This is a genomic window from Endozoicomonas sp. ALC013 (assembly GCF_049310205.1).
GTDB lineage: Bacteria > Pseudomonadota > Gammaproteobacteria > Pseudomonadales > Endozoicomonadaceae > Endozoicomonas.
Window position 1 is genome coordinate 1 of record NZ_JBLYNS010000088.1, and the last position, 21,994, is coordinate 21,994.

At 51.3% G+C, this 21,994-nt stretch carries 17 protein-coding genes; 10 read left to right on the plus strand and 7 right to left on the minus strand.

Annotation, left to right across the window (positions count from 1 at the left end; all coding sequences use genetic code 11):
- Window positions 1-730: hypothetical protein (locus tag ACO6V1_RS15455; RefSeq protein ID WP_422467511.1), on the plus strand; the 730-nt coding region annotated here is incomplete at its 5' end.
- A 148-nt stretch (window positions 731-878) separates the two neighbouring features.
- Here ACO6V1_RS15455 and ACO6V1_RS15460 read toward each other — a convergent pair.
- The 4 genes from ACO6V1_RS15460 to ACO6V1_RS15475 form a co-directional block, all read right to left on the minus strand.
- Window positions 879-3,719, minus strand: coding sequence for a hypothetical protein (locus tag ACO6V1_RS15460; protein ID WP_422448111.1), 2,841 nt, complete (start codon window positions 3,717-3,719; stop codon window positions 879-881).
- A 371-nt stretch (window positions 3,720-4,090) separates the two neighbouring features.
- The gene (locus ACO6V1_RS15465) at window positions 4,091-4,945 is read right to left on the minus strand and encodes a hypothetical protein (protein ID WP_422467513.1); all 855 of its coding nucleotides are present in this window, start codon (window positions 4,943-4,945) and stop codon (window positions 4,091-4,093) included.
- A 100-nt stretch (window positions 4,946-5,045) separates the two neighbouring features.
- Window positions 5,046-5,813, minus strand: a complete 768-nt coding sequence (locus tag ACO6V1_RS15470; RefSeq protein ID WP_422467515.1) for a class II glutamine amidotransferase — start codon at window positions 5,811-5,813, stop codon at window positions 5,046-5,048.
- 23 nt (window positions 5,814-5,836) lie between these two features.
- Entirely contained in the window at window positions 5,837-6,136 is a 300-nt protein-coding gene (locus ACO6V1_RS15475; protein ID WP_422467517.1) for a hypothetical protein, read from the minus strand.
- A gap of 386 nt (window positions 6,137-6,522) precedes the next feature.
- Here ACO6V1_RS15475 and htpG point away from each other — a divergent pair, with 386 nt between their 5' ends.
- Window positions 6,523-8,442 carry a molecular chaperone HtpG gene (gene htpG, locus ACO6V1_RS15480; protein WP_422459750.1) on the plus strand — a complete coding sequence of 640 codons (1,920 nt, stop codon included), beginning with the start codon at window positions 6,523-6,525 and terminating at the stop codon, window positions 8,440-8,442.
- A 106-nt stretch (window positions 8,443-8,548) separates the two neighbouring features.
- Here the strand turns inward: htpG and ACO6V1_RS15485 are convergent, their stop codons facing one another.
- The gene (locus ACO6V1_RS15485; RefSeq protein WP_422459748.1) at window positions 8,549-9,283 is read right to left on the minus strand and encodes a hypothetical protein; all 735 of its coding nucleotides are present in this window, start codon (window positions 9,281-9,283) and stop codon (window positions 8,549-8,551) included.
- Between the two features lie 344 nt (window positions 9,284-9,627).
- Here ACO6V1_RS15485 and ACO6V1_RS15490 point away from each other — a divergent pair, with 344 nt between their 5' ends.
- The gene (locus ACO6V1_RS15490) at window positions 9,628-10,986 is read left to right on the plus strand and encodes a protein kinase domain-containing protein (protein WP_422459746.1); all 1,359 of its coding nucleotides are present in this window, start codon (window positions 9,628-9,630) and stop codon (window positions 10,984-10,986) included.
- Between the two features lies 1 nt (window position 10,987).
- On the opposite strand, the gene ACO6V1_RS15495 is transcribed toward ACO6V1_RS15490, so the two are convergent.
- Both ACO6V1_RS15495 and ACO6V1_RS15500 read right to left on the minus strand, forming a co-directional pair.
- Window positions 10,988-12,403 carry an L-serine ammonia-lyase gene (locus ACO6V1_RS15495; protein ID WP_422448097.1) on the minus strand — a complete coding sequence of 472 codons (1,416 nt, stop codon included), beginning with the start codon at window positions 12,401-12,403 and terminating at the stop codon, window positions 10,988-10,990.
- Between the two features lie 237 nt (window positions 12,404-12,640).
- Window positions 12,641-13,912: an aromatic amino acid transport family protein gene (locus ACO6V1_RS15500; protein WP_422448095.1), complete on the minus strand. Its 1,272-nt coding sequence runs from the start codon at window positions 13,910-13,912 to the stop codon at window positions 12,641-12,643.
- 344 nt (window positions 13,913-14,256) lie between these two features.
- On the opposite strand from ACO6V1_RS15500, the gene ACO6V1_RS15505 reads away from it, so the two are divergent.
- From ACO6V1_RS15505 to tssF, 7 genes are all read left to right on the plus strand, one after another.
- The gene (locus ACO6V1_RS15505) at window positions 14,257-15,681 is read left to right on the plus strand and encodes an ImpA family type VI secretion system protein (protein WP_422448093.1); all 1,425 of its coding nucleotides are present in this window, start codon (window positions 14,257-14,259) and stop codon (window positions 15,679-15,681) included.
- A 26-nt stretch (window positions 15,682-15,707) separates the two neighbouring features.
- On the plus strand, window positions 15,708-16,247 hold the full coding sequence (locus ACO6V1_RS15510) for an Hcp family type VI secretion system effector (protein WP_422448091.1): 540 nt from the start codon (window positions 15,708-15,710) through the stop codon (window positions 16,245-16,247).
- Window positions 16,248-16,278: 31 nt separating this feature from the next.
- A complete protein-coding gene (gene tssB / locus ACO6V1_RS15515; RefSeq protein ID WP_422448089.1) occupies window positions 16,279-16,839 on the plus strand; it encodes a type VI secretion system contractile sheath small subunit in 561 nt (186 codons plus the stop codon).
- Between the two features lie 100 nt (window positions 16,840-16,939).
- Entirely contained in the window at window positions 16,940-18,421 is a 1,482-nt protein-coding gene (gene tssC, locus ACO6V1_RS15520; protein WP_422467519.1) for a type VI secretion system contractile sheath large subunit, read from the plus strand.
- Window positions 18,421-19,707, plus strand: coding sequence for a type VI secretion system contractile sheath domain-containing protein (locus ACO6V1_RS15525; protein ID WP_422459744.1), 1,287 nt, complete (start codon window positions 18,421-18,423; stop codon window positions 19,705-19,707). The genes tssC and ACO6V1_RS15525 overlap by 1 nt, the downstream gene beginning before the upstream one ends.
- Complete coding sequence (gene tssE / locus ACO6V1_RS15530) at window positions 19,704-20,180, plus strand: type VI secretion system baseplate subunit TssE (RefSeq protein WP_422448083.1); 477 nt, start codon at window positions 19,704-19,706, stop codon at window positions 20,178-20,180. The genes ACO6V1_RS15525 and tssE overlap by 4 nt, the downstream gene beginning before the upstream one ends.
- On the plus strand, window positions 20,173-21,963 hold the full coding sequence (gene tssF, locus ACO6V1_RS15535) for a type VI secretion system baseplate subunit TssF (RefSeq protein WP_422467521.1): 1,791 nt from the start codon (window positions 20,173-20,175) through the stop codon (window positions 21,961-21,963). The genes tssE and tssF overlap by 8 nt, the downstream gene beginning before the upstream one ends.
- Window positions 21,964-21,994 lie beyond the last annotated feature (31 nt).

Genomic DNA, 21,994 nt, shown 5'->3' on the forward strand with positions numbered 1-21,994 from the left:
GATACCACAATCCATTCTTGATGAATATGTTCCTTACCAGAATGAGTATGAACACGTTAAAAATCCATTATTACTAACACCAGGTACTCCCTTTCAGCAGCTAATAATGTGGGACGAGCTTGAAATTAGAGAGCACACAACAGCGAATCATACAAATTCAGGTTTACAGTTAACTAATCTTCCTGCCGGAATTCATAGTTCACAAGATTTACGGCCAGTTGCTGTCGTTAATCCGTTATACATGCACCAGGCTACACGTGATAACCAGACAACCCGGGCAGAAGTTAATGTTGATGGCCGTTCTTCACTTGCCGAGCGCAAAAGAAAGCGCCAAAGGGAACTTCGCAAAGATCCCGCTTACGTCGAGCGCGAAAGGGAGCGCCGAAGGGAGCGCTACCAGACAGATCCCGTTTACGCCGAGCGTATAAGGGAGCGCGAAAGGGAGCGCCAAAGGGAGCGCTACCAGACAGATCCCGCTTACGCCGAGCGTAAAAGGGAGAACGAAAGGAAGCGCTACCTGACAGATCTCGCTTACGCCGAGCGCAAAAAAGAGCGCGAAAGGAAGCGCTACCTGACAGATCTCGCTTACGCCGAGGGACAAAAGATCTATAAAAAGATCTACCAAAGAATCAAAATACAAACCTCCAACAAGGAAGAAGCTAAAGAGCAGGCTGTGATCGCCAGAGCGCGTTATCTTCAGTCATTCCATTCAGCTAATGAAGTGGTTTAATGACTTAGGACACCTTGTTAAGCACAATAGTGCCATTGATGACGAGGTAGAAAGTGACAAAGCAGCGTAAGAATTATTCTCCGGAATTTAAGCGTAAAGCCATTGCTATTGTGGTTGAGCAGGCCAGGTGCAGGACAAAAGACATTGATCAAAGCACCTGTTTTATCCGGGCAAATTTCACTAACGTGGCGATCAGTGCATTGTTAAAATCATGCCCCACATGCATACGTTGCAGGGCAAAATGGTGGGCGACAACGGATGAGCCGTCCAGGCAATCATGAATATATTCAACCAATGCATCCACTGAGGGGTTAGTGGCCGCCAGTAGTGCCACCCTTTCCAGGGTGCCGAGGCGCTTTTGCACCCCTTTTTTCAGCAGGCTCCGGACGGTGACGGCAGAAATGGCCTGATGCTGTTGGTCATTGATAAATCGCAAATCGGCCAGGGCTGTTTTATGGTCATCCAGATAGTCCATCGCCTCCTGATAATGCCCGTGGCAAATCAGTGAATAGACCTCTTGCAAAAGCTGCTGTTCCGTTTCGTTTATCCTGAGTTTATAGGAAAGAGCCTCAATTTTCAGCGCCTCAAGGGGATACCCCATATCCTGTGGAATCGGGGTTTCACCATCAGGCAGTGTGGACAAATAGGGGTGGCCTGTTTGCAAAAGAAAGGATGTGGTATTGGCTCCCTCGGTCAATACAGGCAGATCGGAAGCCGTGATCAGATGATGAAACACCGGTTTTGGCAGGTCTGGCAGCAAACAGATGGCAACGGCTTTATGTTTGCTGAACTGTCCCAGCTGTGCCTCAACCTCTTCCGACTCAGAATCAATAATCACCAGTGTTTTGGCCATGCCCGGGTTATCAGGCAGTTCGTTGGGTATCTGGGATTTACCCGTCAAAATCAGCGTGGGTTTGCTCTCTTGGGTGACTTTTTGCAGGGCATCGATCCATCGACCTAGCAGCTGTTCTCTTCTGGGTAAAACGTCCTGATGCTTTAACCCATAAATGACATTCAAATGGATATGCCCTTGTCGGCACAAAGTACAGATTCTGCCCAGGGTTTTCGCCTGTAAGGGACTGTTTATGGGTGAGGCATTCAAGGCTTCTCTGATCCACTGTCGTTCATCCCGGTCGCATGTAAAAGTTCTGATGGTGCCAGGCTCCGGAAGCAGGCTGTTGGGTGGCAGGTGCAGGGGGATTTTTCGCAGGTTCAAACCATCAAAATCGGTGTACAACACCCGACCATCCGGTGATGTACTGTCAAATCGGTAGGGTTTTACCACCATGTAATGATCGCAATGGACAGTGTGTTGCTGGTGTTTTTCGGGCAGATCCAGAAATGAAAACACCACAGCAGGTTCTGGTACTCCATCATCGCACTGTACGATGGATAGTGTACTTTGCCCCATACGGAAACATTGCGGGAGGCGTCTGTCAGGATCAAAGCCGGGCAATAACAGCGCCAGCTTATTGAGCTCCACCCGCTTTAATCGTTCTGTTTTCAGCCCTTCAGCAGATTCCGGGTCGGCATTATTGTCTGATTGACCTGTTGCTTCCGACTGCCGGGTAGCGGTGGGTTGATGCCATGGGGGCGATAATCGCAGTTGAATTTTTGGAGCGCCCAATCCAACCAGCTGGTTGACCAGTTGTACGCTGACATTTTCATCACCCAGAGCGATAAAGCTGTGCGCTTGCTCCCTCTTCATGCAGAAAAAGGTGCCATACACCCCCACCTCTCCAAGCCACTGAAGCACCTGTTTTGCCCTATGGCGTAATGCCCGGCTACCGGATGAAACCGTCGACGATAAATCCATGGCCTGAATGAATGTACTGCCCAGAGGATTGTCTTTTTGGGCAAATAGGAATTGTCCCTGAGTAACTGTCTCTTTTTGCCACGGAGACACGGAGTCACAGAGGCAAAGATTTTTTCTTTTCTCCGTTTCTCCGTGACTCTGTGGCAAGGTTTTTTCTTTGCTGGCCAACATCGGAAGTGTGGAAGTTACTTCAGGACAGTTCCATAGAGGGGCAAACAGCTCCCCGACAGGTGAGCACCGGAATGTCCCGGAACCCGTTTTTGAGATGGCTGTTTCTTTATTCGGCCTATAAGCAATAACAGGCCTGAAGGCTGGCAAAACCGATGTTCTTAACTGCTGGATTCTTTTTTCACATTGGGCATCGGTGCTGTGTAAATTGAGAAAGAACAGCAGGTGATTCAGTCTCTCACGGACACAGGGCTTCTCTATGGCAACTTTGAGAAATGCCAGCTGCGCCCGCTCTGACGCCTGGGTAAATTCCAGGCAGTGCAGCGGCGTTTTATGACTGTTATCCATGGTTATCAAGGTTTCTGGTACACAGTTCATCATCTTGATGCTGCTGCTGATATACCCCCGTAAAACAGCAATATGCAGCGGTAACAATCCTTCTTTATTTTGTTCGAGCAAAGACTGTGCACCGGCACCGGAGGCAATGATCACATCAAGACTTCCGGATGTTTTAGCCCGTGCTGCATGGTGTAATACCGTGTCGCCATTATGATCTTTTGTACACAATGCATGTTTACCTTGCTCAGTGTTGAGCGCTTTACGGAGCAAAAGTGTATAATCTGACGCTCCCATCCGATGAACCAATGTCTTGCCTTCTTCGTCTGCCAACAAAAGACAGGCCGGATACTGCTCAATAAGCGACGGATGCCGGGCAACTAGACGTAGTAACTGTTCCGGATTTTTTTCCTCAATGGCCCGCTCAAAAGCAGCAGCAATGGGATGTTCAACACAGGGTAATTTCCGGACAGTTCGCTCAAGAGTGGCGGTTGTGATGAGAGGGCGCTCTGTTACTGTGCAATGGCTGGTACCAACACTAATACGAGAATTTACTGCAACCACGGTATCGGGTTTAGCGATATGAGACGGATCAGGAGACTCCAGTTTCCCATGGTTCGCAGAGGCAGATGATCTATCTGAATAAACTGGCTGGCATGGTGGAATCATATATCGATTATCCAGGGCATTGTGAGTTTTTATTACTATCGTTCCTGGTTTGCTTCTTCAGAGAGCAGACCATCCTGAAAGTTCTTGTTCCGATAAAATCTTTCAACTCCAAATGTTTGGATTAACTTGCAATAAGCCTTTTTTTTAATGTGTTTATTACAATGACAGACCCGGGCAGAGGGATAATCGCTCTTTCGTTTATCGGAACCGGCGGTGGTCTGAAACCATCAAAATTGCCTTAAGCGGAACTGGTCCCGACGTTGGTAGATGGCTGCGAACTCTCGGCAAAGTACTGGCTGACTCCGGTGGACTCTGGCCCTGATCCCGGAACGAAAGCCAGGCTATTATTTTGGTCAGCCTCCTGGTTGTGTTTACCTGGCTATTAAATCTCCGTACCCCCAAATCAGGGTACCGATGATACTTGCCAGCAGGATCACCCAGTCGCACTCACTGGCTGTTCTTTTTACTTTCCTTTCGGTGATGCTGGCATTGCCGATCTGTTCAGCCAGGTCCTTTAATTTCACGTCCCCTTCCCGGGGTAATTTATGGTTGGGTGCTTCAATCATCAGCTCGCGGCTTGGCAGTTTTTCACTTCTTTTTCTCAGGGTGATAAATGTCACCAACATGGCCCAGCAGACGACGACGGACCCTGATCGCTGGAAAAGTGCCTGATCATCATCGCGGGTTATGTCTGAAATCAGCGAAGCGGTCACTGTTGTTGCGGTGGCCAGCGTGCTGAGGATAAAGGTGCTATTCCACTTTTTATTGCGTTCCCACCAGTTATTATGCTTCAGGCAGGCAGGTTCTGCGCCTTCACGAGGTAATGCGTCGTTTTCCAGCCTTAAGGTGTGCATATTGATAATGTAGGCATCCCGATTATCCTGCCGGGATGAAGATGATGGGCCCGGGAGGGGGGCAGTCAGCCGATTCTGGCGCACAGCACTTTTATCATCCGCCATTTTTGACTGGGTTGAGGTTAAGCAGGAAAGGGAGGCAACGTGTTCTTTTCGTGCGGCAAAAGTTCGGTCATTAATCAATGCCTGGCCAGGATCTACGGTTTCATCTCTGAACGTTGACATGTTAACCGGTTCAAGAAGCTCTCTGGTACTTCTGCCATGGAACAGAGAATCTTTTGAACTTCGTGTTTTTTGGGCTTGATACCGACTGTCATCAAGTTGGCCGGTGTTAATATCATACGCAGGTCTGCTGATCGGTGTACTCATCATTACCCCCCTTGGCTAACCTATAAGTCGCTGAACTGGATAGAGACCTGCTAAGTGTAATTGCTTGTTGATGACTGGTTTTCAGTTATGCCGATTTTTTTACTCAGGCAGCAAGTTCGCCATTATCAAAAACCACCATGTCGCCGGGCTGAATAGGGTGCCAAGTCTCATTAATGGTTAACGGGTCAGTAGCTATTATAGAAACGATGTCGTTTTCTGTGGTTTCTTTGGCAAAATCCACCGTAATGTCGTCATCTTTGAGACTGGCCTGATTAAACGGCGCTCTGCGGGTTATCCAGTGCAACCGGGTACTGCAGTAGCAATAGAGATAGCGGGAGTCGCTCAGCAACATATTGAATACGCCCAGCCCACGCAGTTCGTCACAGAGCTGGCGGATAAAGCGTTGCAGTGTACTCACCCTTTTGGGTGGTTTGGGGAAGCGCTCACGCGCCTGGTCCATGATCCAGCAAAAAGCGTACTCACTGTCCGTGGTTCCCACCGGCAAGTAGTGTTTCAGGGGGAACTTCTTAATGCCTTTCAATTGGCCGTTGTGGGCAAAGGTCCAGTGTTTGCCCCAGAGTTCCCGGGTAAAGGGGTGGGTGTTTTCCAGGGCAATTCTGCCTGCATTTGCCTGGCGGATATGACTGATCACGATGGTGCTTTTGATCGGGTAGCGGCAGACCAGCTTGGCAATTTCAGAATCACAGCTTGGGTTGGGATCACGAAATTCCCGTAACCCTTTGCCTTCATAGAACGCGATTCCCCAGCCATCACTGTGGGGGCCGGTTTTGCCCCCGCGCTGCATCAGGCCACGGAAGCTGAACACAATATCCGTAGGCGTGTTGGCGCTCATTCCAAGAAGTTCACACATTGGTTGATAAATCGCGGTTAGGTTCAGGATTTCTGGCTGGAATCAGGGCCCAGGGCGGGTTCTTTGCGTTGATGTTTAGCGTGGCTTGTGTTGGGCTTTTGCCTTTTGTCAGAAGCTGCTTTTTTTGCCTTGCCGACCGGTAATAACAAGCCTGCAATCACTGCAACACCAGCGGCAATTGCCACAGTCCGCCCCGTTCGCCACATGGCGTCAACTCCCAGGCTAAGGCCATCATAAAGGCTGATAAGGAAGGCCGGGCCAAGATAGCTCTGCTCAGGGTGAACAGTACCGGGCAGGAAAAACAGTACAGCAAAAGCCAGCATCAGAGGCCGCTTTAGCCGCGGATGCCAATTACCAACAATAAACCACAGGCTCAGCAGGCAGCCGAAGGCTCCTGCCAGGTAAACTGCCCAGCCCCAAAAATACTGCAATTCCGTCATTGACTCTCCAACAACCGCCATTGAACCAATGGCGGTTAATGTTATTTACCGCCATCCTTTGGTGTTGTCAGGAGGTGGCGCTGGTAGGTAGTTAACCAAATAACCAAGGGTGCATTTTGCATCAATTGACCACAATATGAAAACAGCCACTGATGATAAAATGAAATTTAATCACCAAAGACCGAAAGAGGGTTGAAATCTCCACCACTGCCCATATCTCCTGACTATCAAAATACTCAATGTGTTGATTAACCGGAATTGAGGTTCTAATGGCAGTCGAAACGAAAAAAGAAACGCTGGGCTTTCAGACTGAAGTGAAACAGCTTCTGCACCTGATGATTCACTCTCTCTATTCCAATCGGGAGATTTTTTTACGGGAGCTGATTTCCAACGCTTCCGATGCCGCAGACAAGCTGCGTTACCTGGCACTCAAGAACAGTGAGTTGCTGGAACGTGACCCAAATCTTGACGTCAGGGTGGATTACGATAAGGACGCCAACACCGTCACCATCGCCGATAACGGCATTGGCATGAACCGTGACGATGTGATTACCCATCTGGGTACCATCGCCAAATCCGGTACTTCGGACTTCCTGAAAACACTGACCGGTGACCAGAAGAAAGATTCCCAGCTGATCGGTCAGTTTGGTGTTGGTTTCTATTCCGCATTTATTGTTGCTGACAAGGTGACCGTTGAAACCCGCAAGGTAGACACAGAAGAAGCCGTGCGCTGGGTGTCCGATGGTTCCGGTGAGTTTACCGTTGAGCCAATAACGAAGGACAAACGGGGTACCACCATTATTCTGCATCTGAAGCCTGAGGCTGAAGAGTATGCGGATGGCTGGCGCCTGCGTAATATCATCCGCAAATACTCTGACCATATCTCCATGCCAATCCTGATGCGCAAGGAAGAGATGCCAGCGACAGAGGAAGAAAACGAAGAAGAGAAAGACAAAGACAAAGCGCCCGAGTGGGAAACGGTGAATACGGCGAAAGCCCTGTGGACCCGTTCCCGCAGCGACATCACGGATGAAGAGTATAAAGAGTTTTACAAACACATCAGTCATGACCATACCGACCCACTCAAGTGGAGCCACAACCGGGTAGAAGGCAAGCTGGAATACAACAGCCTGCTTTATATTCCCGCCAAAGCTCCCTTTGACCTGTATAACCGTGATATGCAGAAAGGGTTGAAACTCTATGTTCAGCGTGTCTTTATCATGGATCAGGCAGAGGAATTCCTGCCCATGTACCTGCGCTTTATCAAGGGAGTGGTGGACTCTAACGATCTGTCCCTGAACGTTTCCCGGGAAATCCTTCAGAAAGACCCGGCCGTTGACAGCATGAAAACCGCGCTGACCAAACGAGTGCTGGATATGCTGGAGAAACTGGCTAAGAAAGAACCTGAACAATACGCCAGTTTCTGGCAAGAGTTTGGCCAGGTGCTCAAAGAGGGGCCAGCGGAAGATTATGCCAACCGTGAGCGTATTGCCAAACTTCTGCGCTTCTCATCCACTGAGAGCCAGGGGCTTGAGCAGGATCAATCCCTTGAAGGCTACGTTTCCCGGATGAAAGAAGGTCAGGACAAGATCTACTACATTACCGCAGAGACGTCCAAAGCGGCGGCCAACAGCCCACATCTTGAGGTATTCCGCAAGAAAGGGCTGGAAGTTCTGTTGCTTTCTGATCGGGTCGATGAGTGGCTGATGTCCCACCTGTTCGAGTTTGACGGCAAATCGTTCGTTGATATTGGCCGTGGTGATCTCGATCTGGGTAAGCTGGACTCCGAAGAAGAGAAGCAGGCCCAGGAAGAGGCGGCTAAAGAGAATGAAGATCTGGTCAAGCGCATCAGTGATGTGCTGGGTGCTGATGTCGAATCGGTTCGGGTGACCCATCGTCTGACGGACTCTCCAGCCTGTCTGGTGGTTGGGCAGAACGATATGGGGATGCAGATGCGCCGCATTATGGAAGCTGCCGGCCAGAGCATGCCAGAATCCAAACCGATCTTTGAGATTAACCCGGAACACCCATTGATTGGCCGACTGGATAAAGAAGTGGACGAAGATCGCTTTGCCGACCTGACCCGGGTGGTATTTGATCAGGCCAGCCTGGCGGCGGGTGGTCAACTGGACGATCCGGCGGCTTATGTTCAGCGTCTTAACAAGCTGTTGCTGGAAATGGCTGTCTGAAAATAGTGGATTAAGCAGCAAAAAGGCGAAGTCATGACTTCGCCTTTTTTGACTATCAAGCGGATGACATGTTGACAATTTTGATGGGTCATCTCTGCCTGAATTTTCAAGATTCTAAATTCCTCCCAGTCCTCTTCAACTTGATACTTTCGAGTACATGCTTAGACATTTGAAATTGTTGAGGGGGAGATAGTTTAGATCCCATCACCACTGGTTTTGGTGCTATTGCCGGTTTTTTGTCGCTTTTTATCACCTTCTTACCCGATAAAACAGCAGGAAGAGGGGGTGGTGGAGGAATTATACCAGGACCCACAGGAACCGTTTCAATTTGCTTTGGAGCAACCCTGGCAGGTTCCACGGGCTGGGATTCTGACTTTCGTGGTTTGGACTCCAGAACCCTTTCCGTTCCTTCTGTTTCTTTTCTGCGTTCTTTCAGTCTTTCAAAAAGCTCTTCTGTAAATTCTTTATTTGATTTTTCGTGTTTTTTATTCTTTCCCTTTTGTTCAGCACTAATGTTGCGTTTAATCTGCGCCCATGTGTCAGGTTGTTTCATTATTGGTGGCGGCGGCGGTGCAGCGGGAGGGGTTGATGGTTTTTTGACAGAAAGTGCAATATTCGGCATGCTCTTATACGTTCGGGAGTAACTGCCGAATTTGGAGATATCTGAACTGGTAGGCATATAAATAGTATTTGCACAACAAGCTATTAAATGGTCTTTAAAGCTTCCTTTTTTAGGCTCAGTATTTTTATTTTCTGATTTATTCGCAATATGTAAAGCCTGGGTGATTTTCGATGCAGTTATCATGGCAACTTCTCCGTTCGAGTACTTAAGCTCTTCCATGGTTGATTGTTTTTATTGCGCCAATTTCTAATTCATTTAATTATTGGTCTTTTTAATGATTATTATAAATAAAACTTTTGGATAAGAAGGTGACTTACGATAGATATCCTGGCCCGGAAACATCATAATTAACTTCTTGCTAATGCCCTGAGCCCAGTGCTGTTACACTTCCTGCCTTGGGGGCGGATCCGGTAAATTTCCAGCAGCAGCGGTTATTTGCGATGATGATGAACTGTAATTCATTGATATGCAGGAAGTTTCAGACCGAATCCGGCTTTTTTGGCAAAGTCGTTGCCTTTCATGTCGATAAGTTGCTCTATCAGGGCAACTAAACTTTACAGGCAATGAAACCACTCAACCTTTCTGCCTCAACTCCTTCCAATATCAACTCTGAAAAGGAGGGGAGTGAAGCCCATACCGACCAGGCTGACCGGCAGCCCACGAATACAACCAAAACCCCACCTGTCACAAAACACATCCCCACAACTGAAAATGACGTTGGCTATGAAAGTCGCAGCACCTCTTTGTCCAGTCGCTCCGGGTTATCAGTCGAAGATACCGGAATACTCCTGACCCCAAGCTCTGAGGTTTCGGAAGATTCAGTTTTCTGGGAAAACAGTGACCACTCAATACTGAGCGAACAGGCTTCAATCACTAAAACACTTGGACACGGTGCCACTGCGATTGTTGACCTGGTCGAACAAATGGATGTTCATGGAATCTCTGAAAGTTTTGCCCTGAAAAGGCCAATAACAAACTCCCGTCACGAAGCGGCTATAGAGTCTCTGAATCGGGAAGCAGTGATAATGAAAAAAGTAGGCGACCATCCAAACATTGTAAATTGCTATGGTTTTGAGGAGGTCGATAACCGGTCAGGATTACTTTTTGAGTTCATAGATGGGCAAAATCTTCAAACGCTGACCATCACACTCATACACCAACTGAAAACAGGAATTATCACGCCTGACGAATTTTTTAATGCCTATGCCCATCTGCAAGAACAGCAACTGTTTGCCCTGGCGCATCTTGAAAAACAAGGGATTGTTCACTCTGATGTTAAACCATTTAACTGTATGTTTGACCAGAATACCCAAAGCGTTAAACAGCTGGACTTCGGACAAGCGGCAGTAGCCGGAGAAAGTTCGCATTTTGGCAGTGAGGATTTCGCCGCACCGGATACGTTCAAATTACTGCAAGACCTGAACGCACATATCCCGGCAAAAACAGCAGACGATGCGTTTGCTTATGGTCAAAGTCTCTACAGAGTTCTGAAAGAGCTGGAAACCGGAACAGCCGTCAGCTTCTGTCACGATGCCGAACTATGCACCTTTTTTCCCTCAGAGCGTCAAGCCCGGGCTCTGGCACTTTCCCACGCCATGCAGAGATACGAAACCGTAAAGCCTGATAACACTTACCATAAGGCCATACCCAATGATAAAAAAAGCCTGGAGCAACTGTGCTTGAGAGTAGCTTCGGTAAGCCATCCAAATATCCAGGATTTCAATACATTGACCCAAACGGCTGAGGCCTTAAAAAGCTACCTTGAGCCGATGGTTTGCTTAATCAATGATCTTTTACACCCAAACCCGTCATTACGCGTTCTCCCTTCCCAAGCATTGCATTATCAGTGGTTTGAAAAATGTATCTCCAGTGCTGAGGAAGCGAAAAAGACCCAGGTTTTCGCGGTTAACAACAGAGCATGAACTAGGAGGCTGTCCTAACGATTTTGATCGGTTGTGCCCTGGCATACACGGCCAGGCCACCCAATGAGGTTTCCCGGTATTTGGCCTGAAGATCCAACCCTGTCCGATACATGGTTTCAATGCAGCTGTCCAGCGACACCGCATGGTCACCATCGCCACGCATGGCCAGACGGGACGCAGTGATGGCCTTGATGGCGGCCATGCCATTGCGCTCAATGCAGGGAATCTGCACTAACCCTGCGATGGGGTCGCAGGTCATGCCCAGATGATGTTCCATGCCGATTTCAGCGGCATTCTCCACCTGTTCCATGGTGGCACCTTGAATGGCAGCCAACGCTGCGGCAGCCATTGAGCATGCAGAGCCTACTTCAGCCTGACAGCCCGCTTCGGCTCCGGAAATCGACGCATTCATCTTGATCAGCGAGCCAATGGCAGCGGCTGTGGCAATAAAATCACGAATTCCCTGCTGATTATTTCGCGAGATAAAGCGGGTGTAATAGGCCAGCGTCGCCGGGATAACGCCAGCAGCACCGTTGGTCGGAGCCGTGACCACACGGCCCCCGCAGGCATTTTCTTCGTTAACGGCCATGGCAAACAGGGTTACCCAGTCCATGATGGCAAAGTGATCCATCAGCATGGCTTCAGGGTTGCTGGTCAGCTTTTTATGCATATTCGCGGCACGGCGCTTCAGGCCACTGACCGGAAGGGTTCCTTCCATACGCAGGCCCCGTTCGATGCAGGCGTGCATGACTGCCCAAATGGCATCAATCCTGTCATTTACCAGGTCTCCATCACCCTGATGCCGGGCAACTTCATTGGCAATAGTCAACTGGGCAATGGTCAGGTTATGCTCATGGCAAAGGTCAAGAAGCTCTGCGGCGGTTCTGAAAGGATAAGGGATCTGACAGGAGTCTTCCGAGCTGTTGGCCGCCTCTGGCTGATTGTACCCATCGGCACAGACCACAAAGCCACCGCCAATGGAAAGATAAGACTTGTAATAAATCACCACACCATTGTTGTCGGAAGCGAAAATGCGCATGCCATTGGGGTGCTCAGGCAGCGTTTCTCCGTTATGGAAAATCAGATGCTTGTGGTAATCAAAGTCAATGGCGTGTTTACAGGCCAGCTTGAGGGCTTTATTGGTTTTGATATGTGCAAAAATCTGATCAGCTTCATCGGGATCAATAGTGTCCGGGCGATAACCGGCCAGGCCGAGCAGGGTGGCTTTATCGGTGCCATGGCCAACACCAGTGAGCGCCAGTGAGCCATAAAGACCAACACGAATGGATGAGATACTGGACAGGATGCCTTTTTCTTCAAGCTCGTTCAGAAAGCGGTGTCCTGCCCACATTGGACCCACTGTGTGTGAGCTGGATGGGCCAATGCCTGTTTTGAAAATATCAAAAATACTGAGCATAGTTTGCTGGTTCGGTAAAAAGGTTAAAGTAAGCGGCGGATTTCTGATGCCTGTCAGGGTATTGCTGCTTTGAAGCACATGGCTGTTTCGGGCACTTTTACCTGAAGTACCTGAAGAGTTCTTGTCCTATTGTGCCGTCATTTGTTTGGGACTGATATTGCGGGAGTGCCATCGGCTCTGCCGGTATTCCGAATGATGATTGTGACTGTTCCGGGGCCGCAGGGCCCCGGCGGGGGATCACATCAACTGGGAAGTAATAAAGCCAGTAATGGCAATCAAGCCCATCACCACGGTGAAGATGTTGGCCCTTGAGCGGTATTTGGCCATTGCTGGTACTTTATGGGTTGCGTATACCGGCAGGATGAACAGAATCATGGCCAGAATTGGGGCAACCAGTGATTCGATCATGCCCATGACGCTGACATTGGCATAAGCAACAGCCCATACTGACAAAGTGATAAAGACGATAACCCCTTTATCGATGGCTTTAAGGTTTACCTGCTTCCCCTGTGCCCTGGCACGATTAACGATCATGCCCTGCAGGCCTTCGCGGGTTCCCATGTAGTGCCCGAAAAAGGATGAAGAGATGGCAATAATCGCCACAACCTGAGCGAGCCAGGCAAAGATCTGGTTGTCAGTGCGCTCGGCAAAAATGGACAGAATTGGCAGGTTTGCAGCCTTGGCCTGAAGCAGCTCTGCTGGCGACAGGGTAAGAACGCAGCTGTAAACAAAGAACATGGTAAAACCGACCAGCATCATGGTGGTGCGCTTCAGTGTCTTGCTGGTCTGCTGTTCGGCGTTATCTCCCAGCTCGCTGCGATAGGTTGAGGCAAAAGAAGAGATGGCAGGAGAGTGGTTAAAGGCAAATACCAGCACCGGAATGGTCAGGAAAACGGTTTTCAGAAAGTCGCCAGCGGAAACAGAAACATCAAACTGGGCAGTATTCCACTGGGGAATCAGATACACAGAGGTCCCAAAAAGCACAATGATCAGCGGGTATACGATGGCATTGGTGACTTTCAGTACGGTCTTCTGACCGGCGACCATAACGCTGACCATGGCGGCCACAAGCACAAAGCTCAGGATTGCACGGTTTGGCTCTGCCATCCCCAGCTGATTAACCATCAGTGAATTGACAGTGTTGGTAATACCAATGCCATAGATCAGAAGGATAGGGTAGATGGAAGCAAAGTAGCCCAGAGTGATCAGGCTTCCAGCCTTTTGACCAAAATGTTCGGTAACGGTTTCGGTAATATCGGCCCGGGGATTTTTGGAGGACAGGCACAGGCGATTGAGACCGCGATGGGCCAAAAATGTCATGGGGCCGATAAGGATGGTCATCAGAATCAGGGGCCAGATGCCACCAAGACCTGCGTTAATGGGTAAAAATAGAACGCCGGCACCAATAGCTGTGCCAAACAGTGTCAGCATCCATTGTGTATCACGTTTCTCCCAACCGCCCGTCGAGGCATTATTTATAGCAATGGATTGAGTGAAGGTTTGTGACATTTTGTGTTATCCAGTCATTATTTAATGAGTTGCGCGGACTGTACAGAATTAATGCATTGTGTGTTTTGATGTATGTCAAAATGATTATTTTTGTTTTGTAGTGTGGTGGTGTGTTTTAGGGGCTTTATGATCTGATGTTCTACGTTATTGTCCGGCTCCCCCCGTCACCTTCATCAAGGCTACCGGGAGTTCGACGCTTGTAGCATCGCAGCAACTCTATATCCTTTCGGTATATACGGATTTAGAAGCGGGCAATTTCAGTTAAGCGACAGAATCTGGCAGATCAATAAAAGTGGAACTAATCTGTCTTCTAATTTATTGAAAATGACCAGCATGTTTCTGCAATGAAAGGGTTGTTATCTGTCGAGCAGTTTGATGCCTTTCTGGTGCCTCTGTCGGAGGAGTCACCGGGGGGAGAATACCTGAAAAGCAATCGTGAACTGTATCGTCCCCTGCGCAATGCCTACAACATCGCCCAAACCAGTCTGCAGAAACTCTCCCTGAATCCGGATCCCACAGAGCTGGATATTCTGGAGATCGAAAACCGGGAGAACTGGTTGCAATTGCGCACCCTGTTGCTGGAGGTTCTGGAGAAATCTTCCCGGGACCTGGAGTGCCTGGCATGGCTGGCCATGGCTCAGCTGTTTACCAGCCGTCCCTTTGCGCAACTGGCCCTGGTGATTCAGCTGATTGACCTCTGTATCAATCAATTTGGCGAGCAGATACAGCCTTTTCTGCCGGTGGAAAAGCTTCGCTCAGCAGACCCGGATAACGCCGGTATGGAGCGGGCTGAGGTTCAGGGGCGGGCCCTGAAGCTGCTGTTCGGTGAATCAGAGGACAGTTGCCAGATTGCCGTGCCCCTGCGCATGTTGCCCCTGGTCAGTGATATTGACTATGTCTGCTACCAGCATGAAGAGGCCAGCCGCAACGAGCTGAAACAGAAGGTTAAGATAGCGTTTTCATCTTCCCAGCAAAACGACACAGACGACATTAACGTTGTTGTTACGCAAATAAACGACATTCAGGATGTTCTTGATGGGCTTGATGCCCTGGATAAGACCCTGATAGAGCATTTCAAAAAAATAAATATGCCCGCGCCGGGCAGCCGGTTTCTGCGTCAGGCCCTGGAGGCCAACCTGCAGGCCATTGCTGACCTCACCGAGGGGTTGATTACCCCCTGGCCACCGGATGTTCGCAAGGCTGCCCGGGATAACCACGGTATCACAGATTTCCCCAGGGACACTGCCGAGCCAGACGCGAGTGTGCAGGAAACTGTCGTCCAGAATGAAACAGGCAACGCTGGCGAGCAGCAGGCCGCCGGGACTGATCCATCGTTTAACCGCAACCAGGCATTCCAGCAGCTCAGGCTGTTGTCCGATTATTTTCAGCGTACCGAACCTCAGAGTCCGGTGTCGTATTTATTGGAGAAAGCGATCCGCTGGGGATATACGCCGTTGCCTGAATTAATGAATGAGCTGCTGCAGGATAACAATAACCTTATGGGCCGGATTATGGAGTTAACCGGCATGAATACCAGCCATCAGGTCCCCATTCCCGGCCCCGGTGTAGCAGGGCTCAGCCATATTCCTGCGGTCCTGACCGAAACACTGGCCCCTGAGCAGGCCGCTGCGGAACCTGAGCCTCCGACATCACCACCTGACTATGCAGACAACGTAAGTCGTCAACAAGAGGTTATTACTGAACCTGTCCCTTCCGTTTCCGATCCCCCCGGAGGGCTCAATATCAGTAATCTGGATGACCTTGTGTAACCAGCACCGTTTCTGAGGAAAAAGTTATGGCCAATATGTACATGAAGCTGGGCGAAGCCACGAGTAAAGGTGATGCTACGGCTGAATATACCGGTGGAGACAGTGTCGCTGGCAAGGGCTGGTTTGCCATTCGCTCCTTCAACTGGGGTGCCGCCCGGTCGGTAAGTATGGATATTGGCAATGGTATGAATCGTGATGCCGGCATGGTGGCCATGAGTGAAATCACTGTCAGCAAGGAGATGGATGGTGCCTCGGAAAATATTCTCTCACGGATGTATGTGCCCGGGGATACAGGCGACACCGTTGATATTATTGTGACCAAGCCTGATCGCTCCGGTCAGGGGGCACAGGTTTACCTGCAGCTGCAGTTAACCAATGCCCGGATTGTCAATTACAGCCTCAGTGCGTCCGACGGTGCTACCCCGTTTGAGAGCATTGCCCTGGCCTACAGCAAGGTCAAGGTGAAACACTGGAATGAAGGCGAAGGCGGTAAGCTGGAACCTGGTGGCGATGTCACCTACGACCTGCCTACCGGCAAGGCGGAATCCCATTCCAGTAAAGGTTAGGGCCAGTTGAGGAATAACAGGGGCAAAGATTATGGCGTTGAATACACAGCATAAACGCATCAGTAAAAACCGGGTCAGCATTACCTACGATGTGGAAACCAACGGTGCCCTGGAAAAACGGGAGCTGCCTTTTGTGGTCGGGGTTATTGGTGAGTTTTCCGGCGATAAGCCGGACAGCCACAAAGAAGAAGTGGACTTCCGGAACTTCACTGATATCGATCAGGATAACTTTGACTCGGTCATGGCCACCATTGGTCCCCAGTTGAATTTGAAAGTGGCCAATAAACTGGCCAGTGCCGGTGATGAAGGCAGCGAGGATGATACTGAGTTTGCCGTCAACCTGTCGTTTGCCTCCATGAAAGACTTTGAGCCGGCCAATGTGGTCCAGCAGATTGAACCCCTGCGCAAACTGATGGCAGTACGGAATCAGCTGAGGGAGTTACTGGCCCATGCGGACCGTTCCCGGGATCTGGAGGCCCTGCTGAAGGAAGTACTGCAGAGTACCGATGCCCTGACCGGGCTATCCGGCGAGCTGGGTATTGATGCTAATGACCTCGGTGCCTCTGGTGATGCCGGTGAGGGTAAGGATTGAACCGGTCACCGGGAACAGCAGGAAACAGGAAAATGTGAGATTTTTTCCTTTTCCATAGAGGTCTTTGCAATCTCTGTGGTGCAAAACATGGTGAACTGATATGAGCGATGAACAGGCTGAGGCGTCTGCCACTGAGGTAACCCCGGAACTGGCAGAAAGCTTTCTGGACCGGGCCATAGCCGCTACCGGGCAAACGGCACCGGATACCACCAGGAATCTGCTGGCTACCCTGACCCGCCAGGCCCTGGAAGGGACGGTGGTCTGGAGCAAAAACCTGACCAAAACCATTGAAGAGGCGGTGGCGGCCCTGGACGATAAGATATCCCGGCAACTCAGTGAGGTACTGCATCAGGAGGGATTTCAGAAGCTGGAAGGCTCCTGGCGTGGTCTTAATAAGCTGATCCGTAACAGCGACCTGGGTTCCCGGTTGAAGGTCAGGGTGCTGGATATCACCCGGGATGAGTTACTGGAGCAGTTTGAAGAGGCCCCAGCTATTGACCGCAGTCGTCTGTTCAATATGGTTTATCAGCATGAGTTTGGTACCGCAGGGGGGGAACCTTACGGTGTCCTGCTGGCTGACTATACCTTCAGCCACAATGATGAAGATGTCGCTTTGCTGCGCTACCTGGGGGTGGTGGCTGCCGCTTCCCATTCACCCTTAATTGCCGCCGCATCGCCCGGACTGTTTGAATTTGATGATATCCGCAAGCTGGGGGCAGGCAGGCCGGTGGCCGCAGGGTTTGATGCTTCTGCCTACGCCAGCTGGAATGCCTTCCGGGACAGCGATGATGCCCGTTATGTTGCCCTGACCATGCCCCGGACCCTGGCCCGTTTGCCCTATGGCGAGGCTGCCAGTCCGGTCAGGGGGTTTAACTTCGAGGAGTTTCCCAAAGGCCGGGATGGTGTGCATCGGCCACGCTCCAACCGCGATTTCACCTGGAGTAATGCTGCCTATGATATGGGGCTGCTGATCAACAATGCCTTTACCGCTTTTGGCTGGTGCACCGCCATTCGTGGGCTGGAAAATGGTGGCAAGGTGGAGAACCTGCCCAATTACACCTATGTCTCTGAAGCCGGTGACCGGGTACAACAGTGTCCTACCGAAGTTAACCTGACCGATGAACGGGAAAAGGAGCTGTCGGACCTGGGGCTGCTGCCCATGGTGCATTACAAAAATGCCAACTACGCGGTGTTTATGGGCGCTCAGACCCTGAATCGGCCGAAGGAATATACCAATCCTGATGCCACGGCCAATGCGGCCATTTCGGCCCGGTTACCTTATATGATGGCCAGTTCCCGGATTGCCCACTATCTCAAGGTGATGGGCCGGGACAAAATCGGTTCGGCCATGGACCCGGTGGATGTGGAGAAAGACCTGTCCACCTGGATCGGTCTCTACACCAACCCCAACGCCGTGGGTAATGAAGCCCGGGCCAGAACGCCGCTGCGGGAAGCCAGAATAATGGTACAGGAACAGGCAGGCCGCCCCGGCTGTTATTCCGCCATCGCCTGGTTGCGCCCCTGGTTGCAGATGGAAGAGCTGACCACCTCTTTGCGGATGGTGGCCAATATTCCGGGCTAATGAATGGTTCGCTACAGGCCGAGGCACTGGCACAAAAACTGGTGGCCGCCATTGATGAAGAGGTGGCCGAACAGCTCTGTACTATCATTCAGCACCCTCGTTTTAAAGCACTGGAGTCATTGTGGCGTGGTCTGCTGTATATGATGGATGCGGTACCCGGTGTGGCTCCGGTACGGGTGCGGCTCCTGAGTATGAGCTGGGCTGAACTGTCCCATGATCTGAATTTAAGTACCAGTATACAGACGTCAGTGCTGTTCCGGCTGGTTAACCGGCAGGAGCTCAATACCCTTGGCGGCCATCCGTTTGGGCTGCTGGTGGTGGACCAGGCGATTACCACGGAGGTGGATGAGGTCACTGGTTACGATGATCTGTATACCCTGCAGCTGCTGGCGGAGCTGGGCCAGGAATCCCTCTGTCCGGTGGTGATGACAGTGTCAGAAAACTTTCTCGGCACCAGCGATATTGATGTCTGGACCGATCCGGAACGGGTTCAGCGTATTCTCAACAGTCAGGATTTTGCCGGTTGGCGTCGACTGCGCAGCCTGGGTTGCAGTCGTTTTCTCGGGCTGGCCTTTCCCAAAGTGCTGCTCAGGACACCCTGGCAGCACTGTTACCAGGGAATCCTTTTTAATGAGCACCCGGTATACGGCGTTGGCAGTGATTACCTGTGGGGCAATAGCGCTTTTGCCTTTGCTGGTAATGTCCTGCAGGAGTTTAACCGGATTCGCTGGTTTGGCTTCCTCAGGGTACCGGGTGAGCGGGGTGGGGCACTGGTGAAAAAACGTGCGACAGTGTCCGCCGCCGCCTGGCTGCGGCTCACTGACTCTCTGGAAGAGTTTTACAGCGGTCAGGGTTTTATCCCCCTGACCACCGTTTATCTCAGTGGCGATCTGGCCTTTTTCAGCAATTGCTCGCTCCATCAGTCCGGCTGGGAAGGCGATGATTTACGGATTATTAATATGTTGCAGACGACACTGATCGGCTGCCGTTTCGGGCACTATCTGAAAGTGCTGATCCGGGAGCATATTGGCAGCTACGATAGCGCCGTATCCTGCCAGCGGGAGCTGAACACCTGGCTGCAGGGCTACACCTCCAATGCCGATTACGCCGACGACTCGGTACTGGCCAGTTATCCATTGAAAAAATCCAGGGTGACGATTCATGGCAATGAGAGCCTGGGTATCTATTACTGTGAAGTTGAGCTGCAGCCCCAGTACCAGTTCGATGTCATTAACAGCAGTCTGCTATTGAAAACCGATACCAGCGAGTTGAGGGAGACGGAATGAGCGTCAGTCTGCTGGAGCTGTTGCTGGCCCGAGAGCCATCCGGTGAGCGCACCACAGACCTGCGCCTGTCGGTGCTGGAAAATATCCGGTTTCTGCTGGAATCCCGCCAGCCGCTGCTGGCTCCGGGTGATGATTATCCGCTCGCCCGGCGGTCGCTGCTGCGCTATGGCCTGTCGGTTGATCATCTCGGTCGCAGCTACTTTCAGGCCAGTCGGTTATCGCGAGAGATTGAGGTGCTGCTGCGGTATTACGAACCACGGCTCACGGAGGTTGTGGTGGAGATGGTGGCCCTCAATGAGCGGGTCAACAGTATCCGTTTTCATATTGAAGGCGTACTGGTGGATCGGCAGCAGCGGGTCCCGGTGGGTTTCGATTCAGTGTTGAACCTGACGGATGCCCGGGTGGATATTGTCAACACTGAGGAGTTGGGTATGGGGGTTATTTCGGGTCAAGAGGAGAACGGCATTGCCTGATTCATTGCTGGCCTGGTACGAACGGGAACTGACCCTGCTCTGGGAGGGGGCCCGGCACTTTGCCGAACAGCATCCCCAGCAGGCCCAGAGCCTCGGGATCAGCTATGACACGGTGGATGATCCCCATGTGGCCAGGGTGATGGAATCGTTTGCCCTGCTGACCGCCAGAATGGCACGTCAGGCAGCCCGGGAGTCCGGTAAGATTTCCATTGACCTGCTCCAGGTGGTTTTTCCCCTGTGTGTGCAGCCATTGCCTTCCGTCAGTATGATCCGGGTTGCTCCCGATATTGACCAGTCATCCGTGAAGACCCTGCCACAGGGCACCCGCTTCCGGGCTTATATCGATGATGATCGCTACTGCCAGTTCCGGACTACCCGCCAGCTGGAGCTTTGCCCGTTTGATATTGTCAGTACCCATATTGAGCGTCGCCCCTTTGGCCGGGACAACATTCCCTGCCCGGAACTGGCGGTGGCCATGCTCGGGCTGGATCTTGCCATGATTGATGAGTCCCGGCGATTTAATGAACTGGCGGATGACTACGGGCTGACCATCTATTTCCGGGGCCCTGCCCGCCTGCAGACACTGATGTATGACCTGCTATGCCGGGATCTGTGCAGGATTCTGCTGGTGGACCGGCAGGGCAGCTACCATGAGCTCCCCCTGACATCATTTGCACCGGTGGGTTTTGGCGAAGGCGACCGGCTGTTAAGCCAGGAACATACTTTTTTTTCTGACTACCAGATGGTGACTGAACTGCTCTCGCTGCCGGAGCTGTTTTTCGGGTTCCGGCTGAACGGAATCGGGACACAACTGCAACAGTTCGACAGCCGTGAGGTCAGCCTGCTGTTCTGCCTGGAAAATATGCCCGATGAAATGCTGCTGGGAGCAGACCAGCTTCGCTTTTTGCTGGGCTGCGCCCCCCTGGTCAACCTGTTTGACCATATTGCCGAACCGGTGGTGGTTGATCACCGGCAGCTGGACTATCCCCTGATTCCCGATAGCTATAGTCCCAATACGGTGGAGATCCAGGCGGTCACAGAGGTATTGGATATTACCGGTGAGCAGCCGGTGGTGCTGCCGCCTTTGTATGGCCTGAAACATAACGATGGTGAGCATCACTGCTTCTGGCTGCACCGGCCGGTGGATGTGGATACCGGGCGTTATGGTCATCTGGAGATTAGCCACACGGATATGGACCCCGGCCGGAATCAGGTGATGGTGCTGTCTCCCCATGTGACTTGCAGCAACGGTAATCAGGTGCTGGACCTGCCGGCCAATCCCGGGCTTGAGTGTCTGGATAATATTATTCTGCCCACCGACGTCAGGCTGCTGATGCGGCCTACGGCACCCGTCGCTCGCAAGCTGGATATTCAGACCCGGCTCAATCTGCTGGTGCTGCTCAGCGAAAACATTGTCTCAATATTTCAGGCCCGGGACCCGGCCAGACAATTCCGTAACCTGTTGTCCATGTACGCGCAGCGGAAAACAACGACAGGGGTCGCCTGGCTGGAATCCATGTCAGCCATTCGGGTAGAGCCACAGGTGGCGCAGATTCGTATTGATGGCCACCAGTGCCTGTTGCAGGGCAGTGAAGTGGTGTTTGAGCTGGACCCGATCAAACTGAAACAATCCAGCATCATGATGTTCAGCAACCTGCTGGACTATCTGGCCGTTCGTTTTGCCGGCTTCCACAGTTTTATCCAGGTGGTCATTCAGCTGAAAGGGCATCAGGGAGAATATATTCGATGTACACGCCGTCATGGTTATCAGATCAATCGCTGATTACCTCCCTGCAGCAGGAACCCTGGCGCTG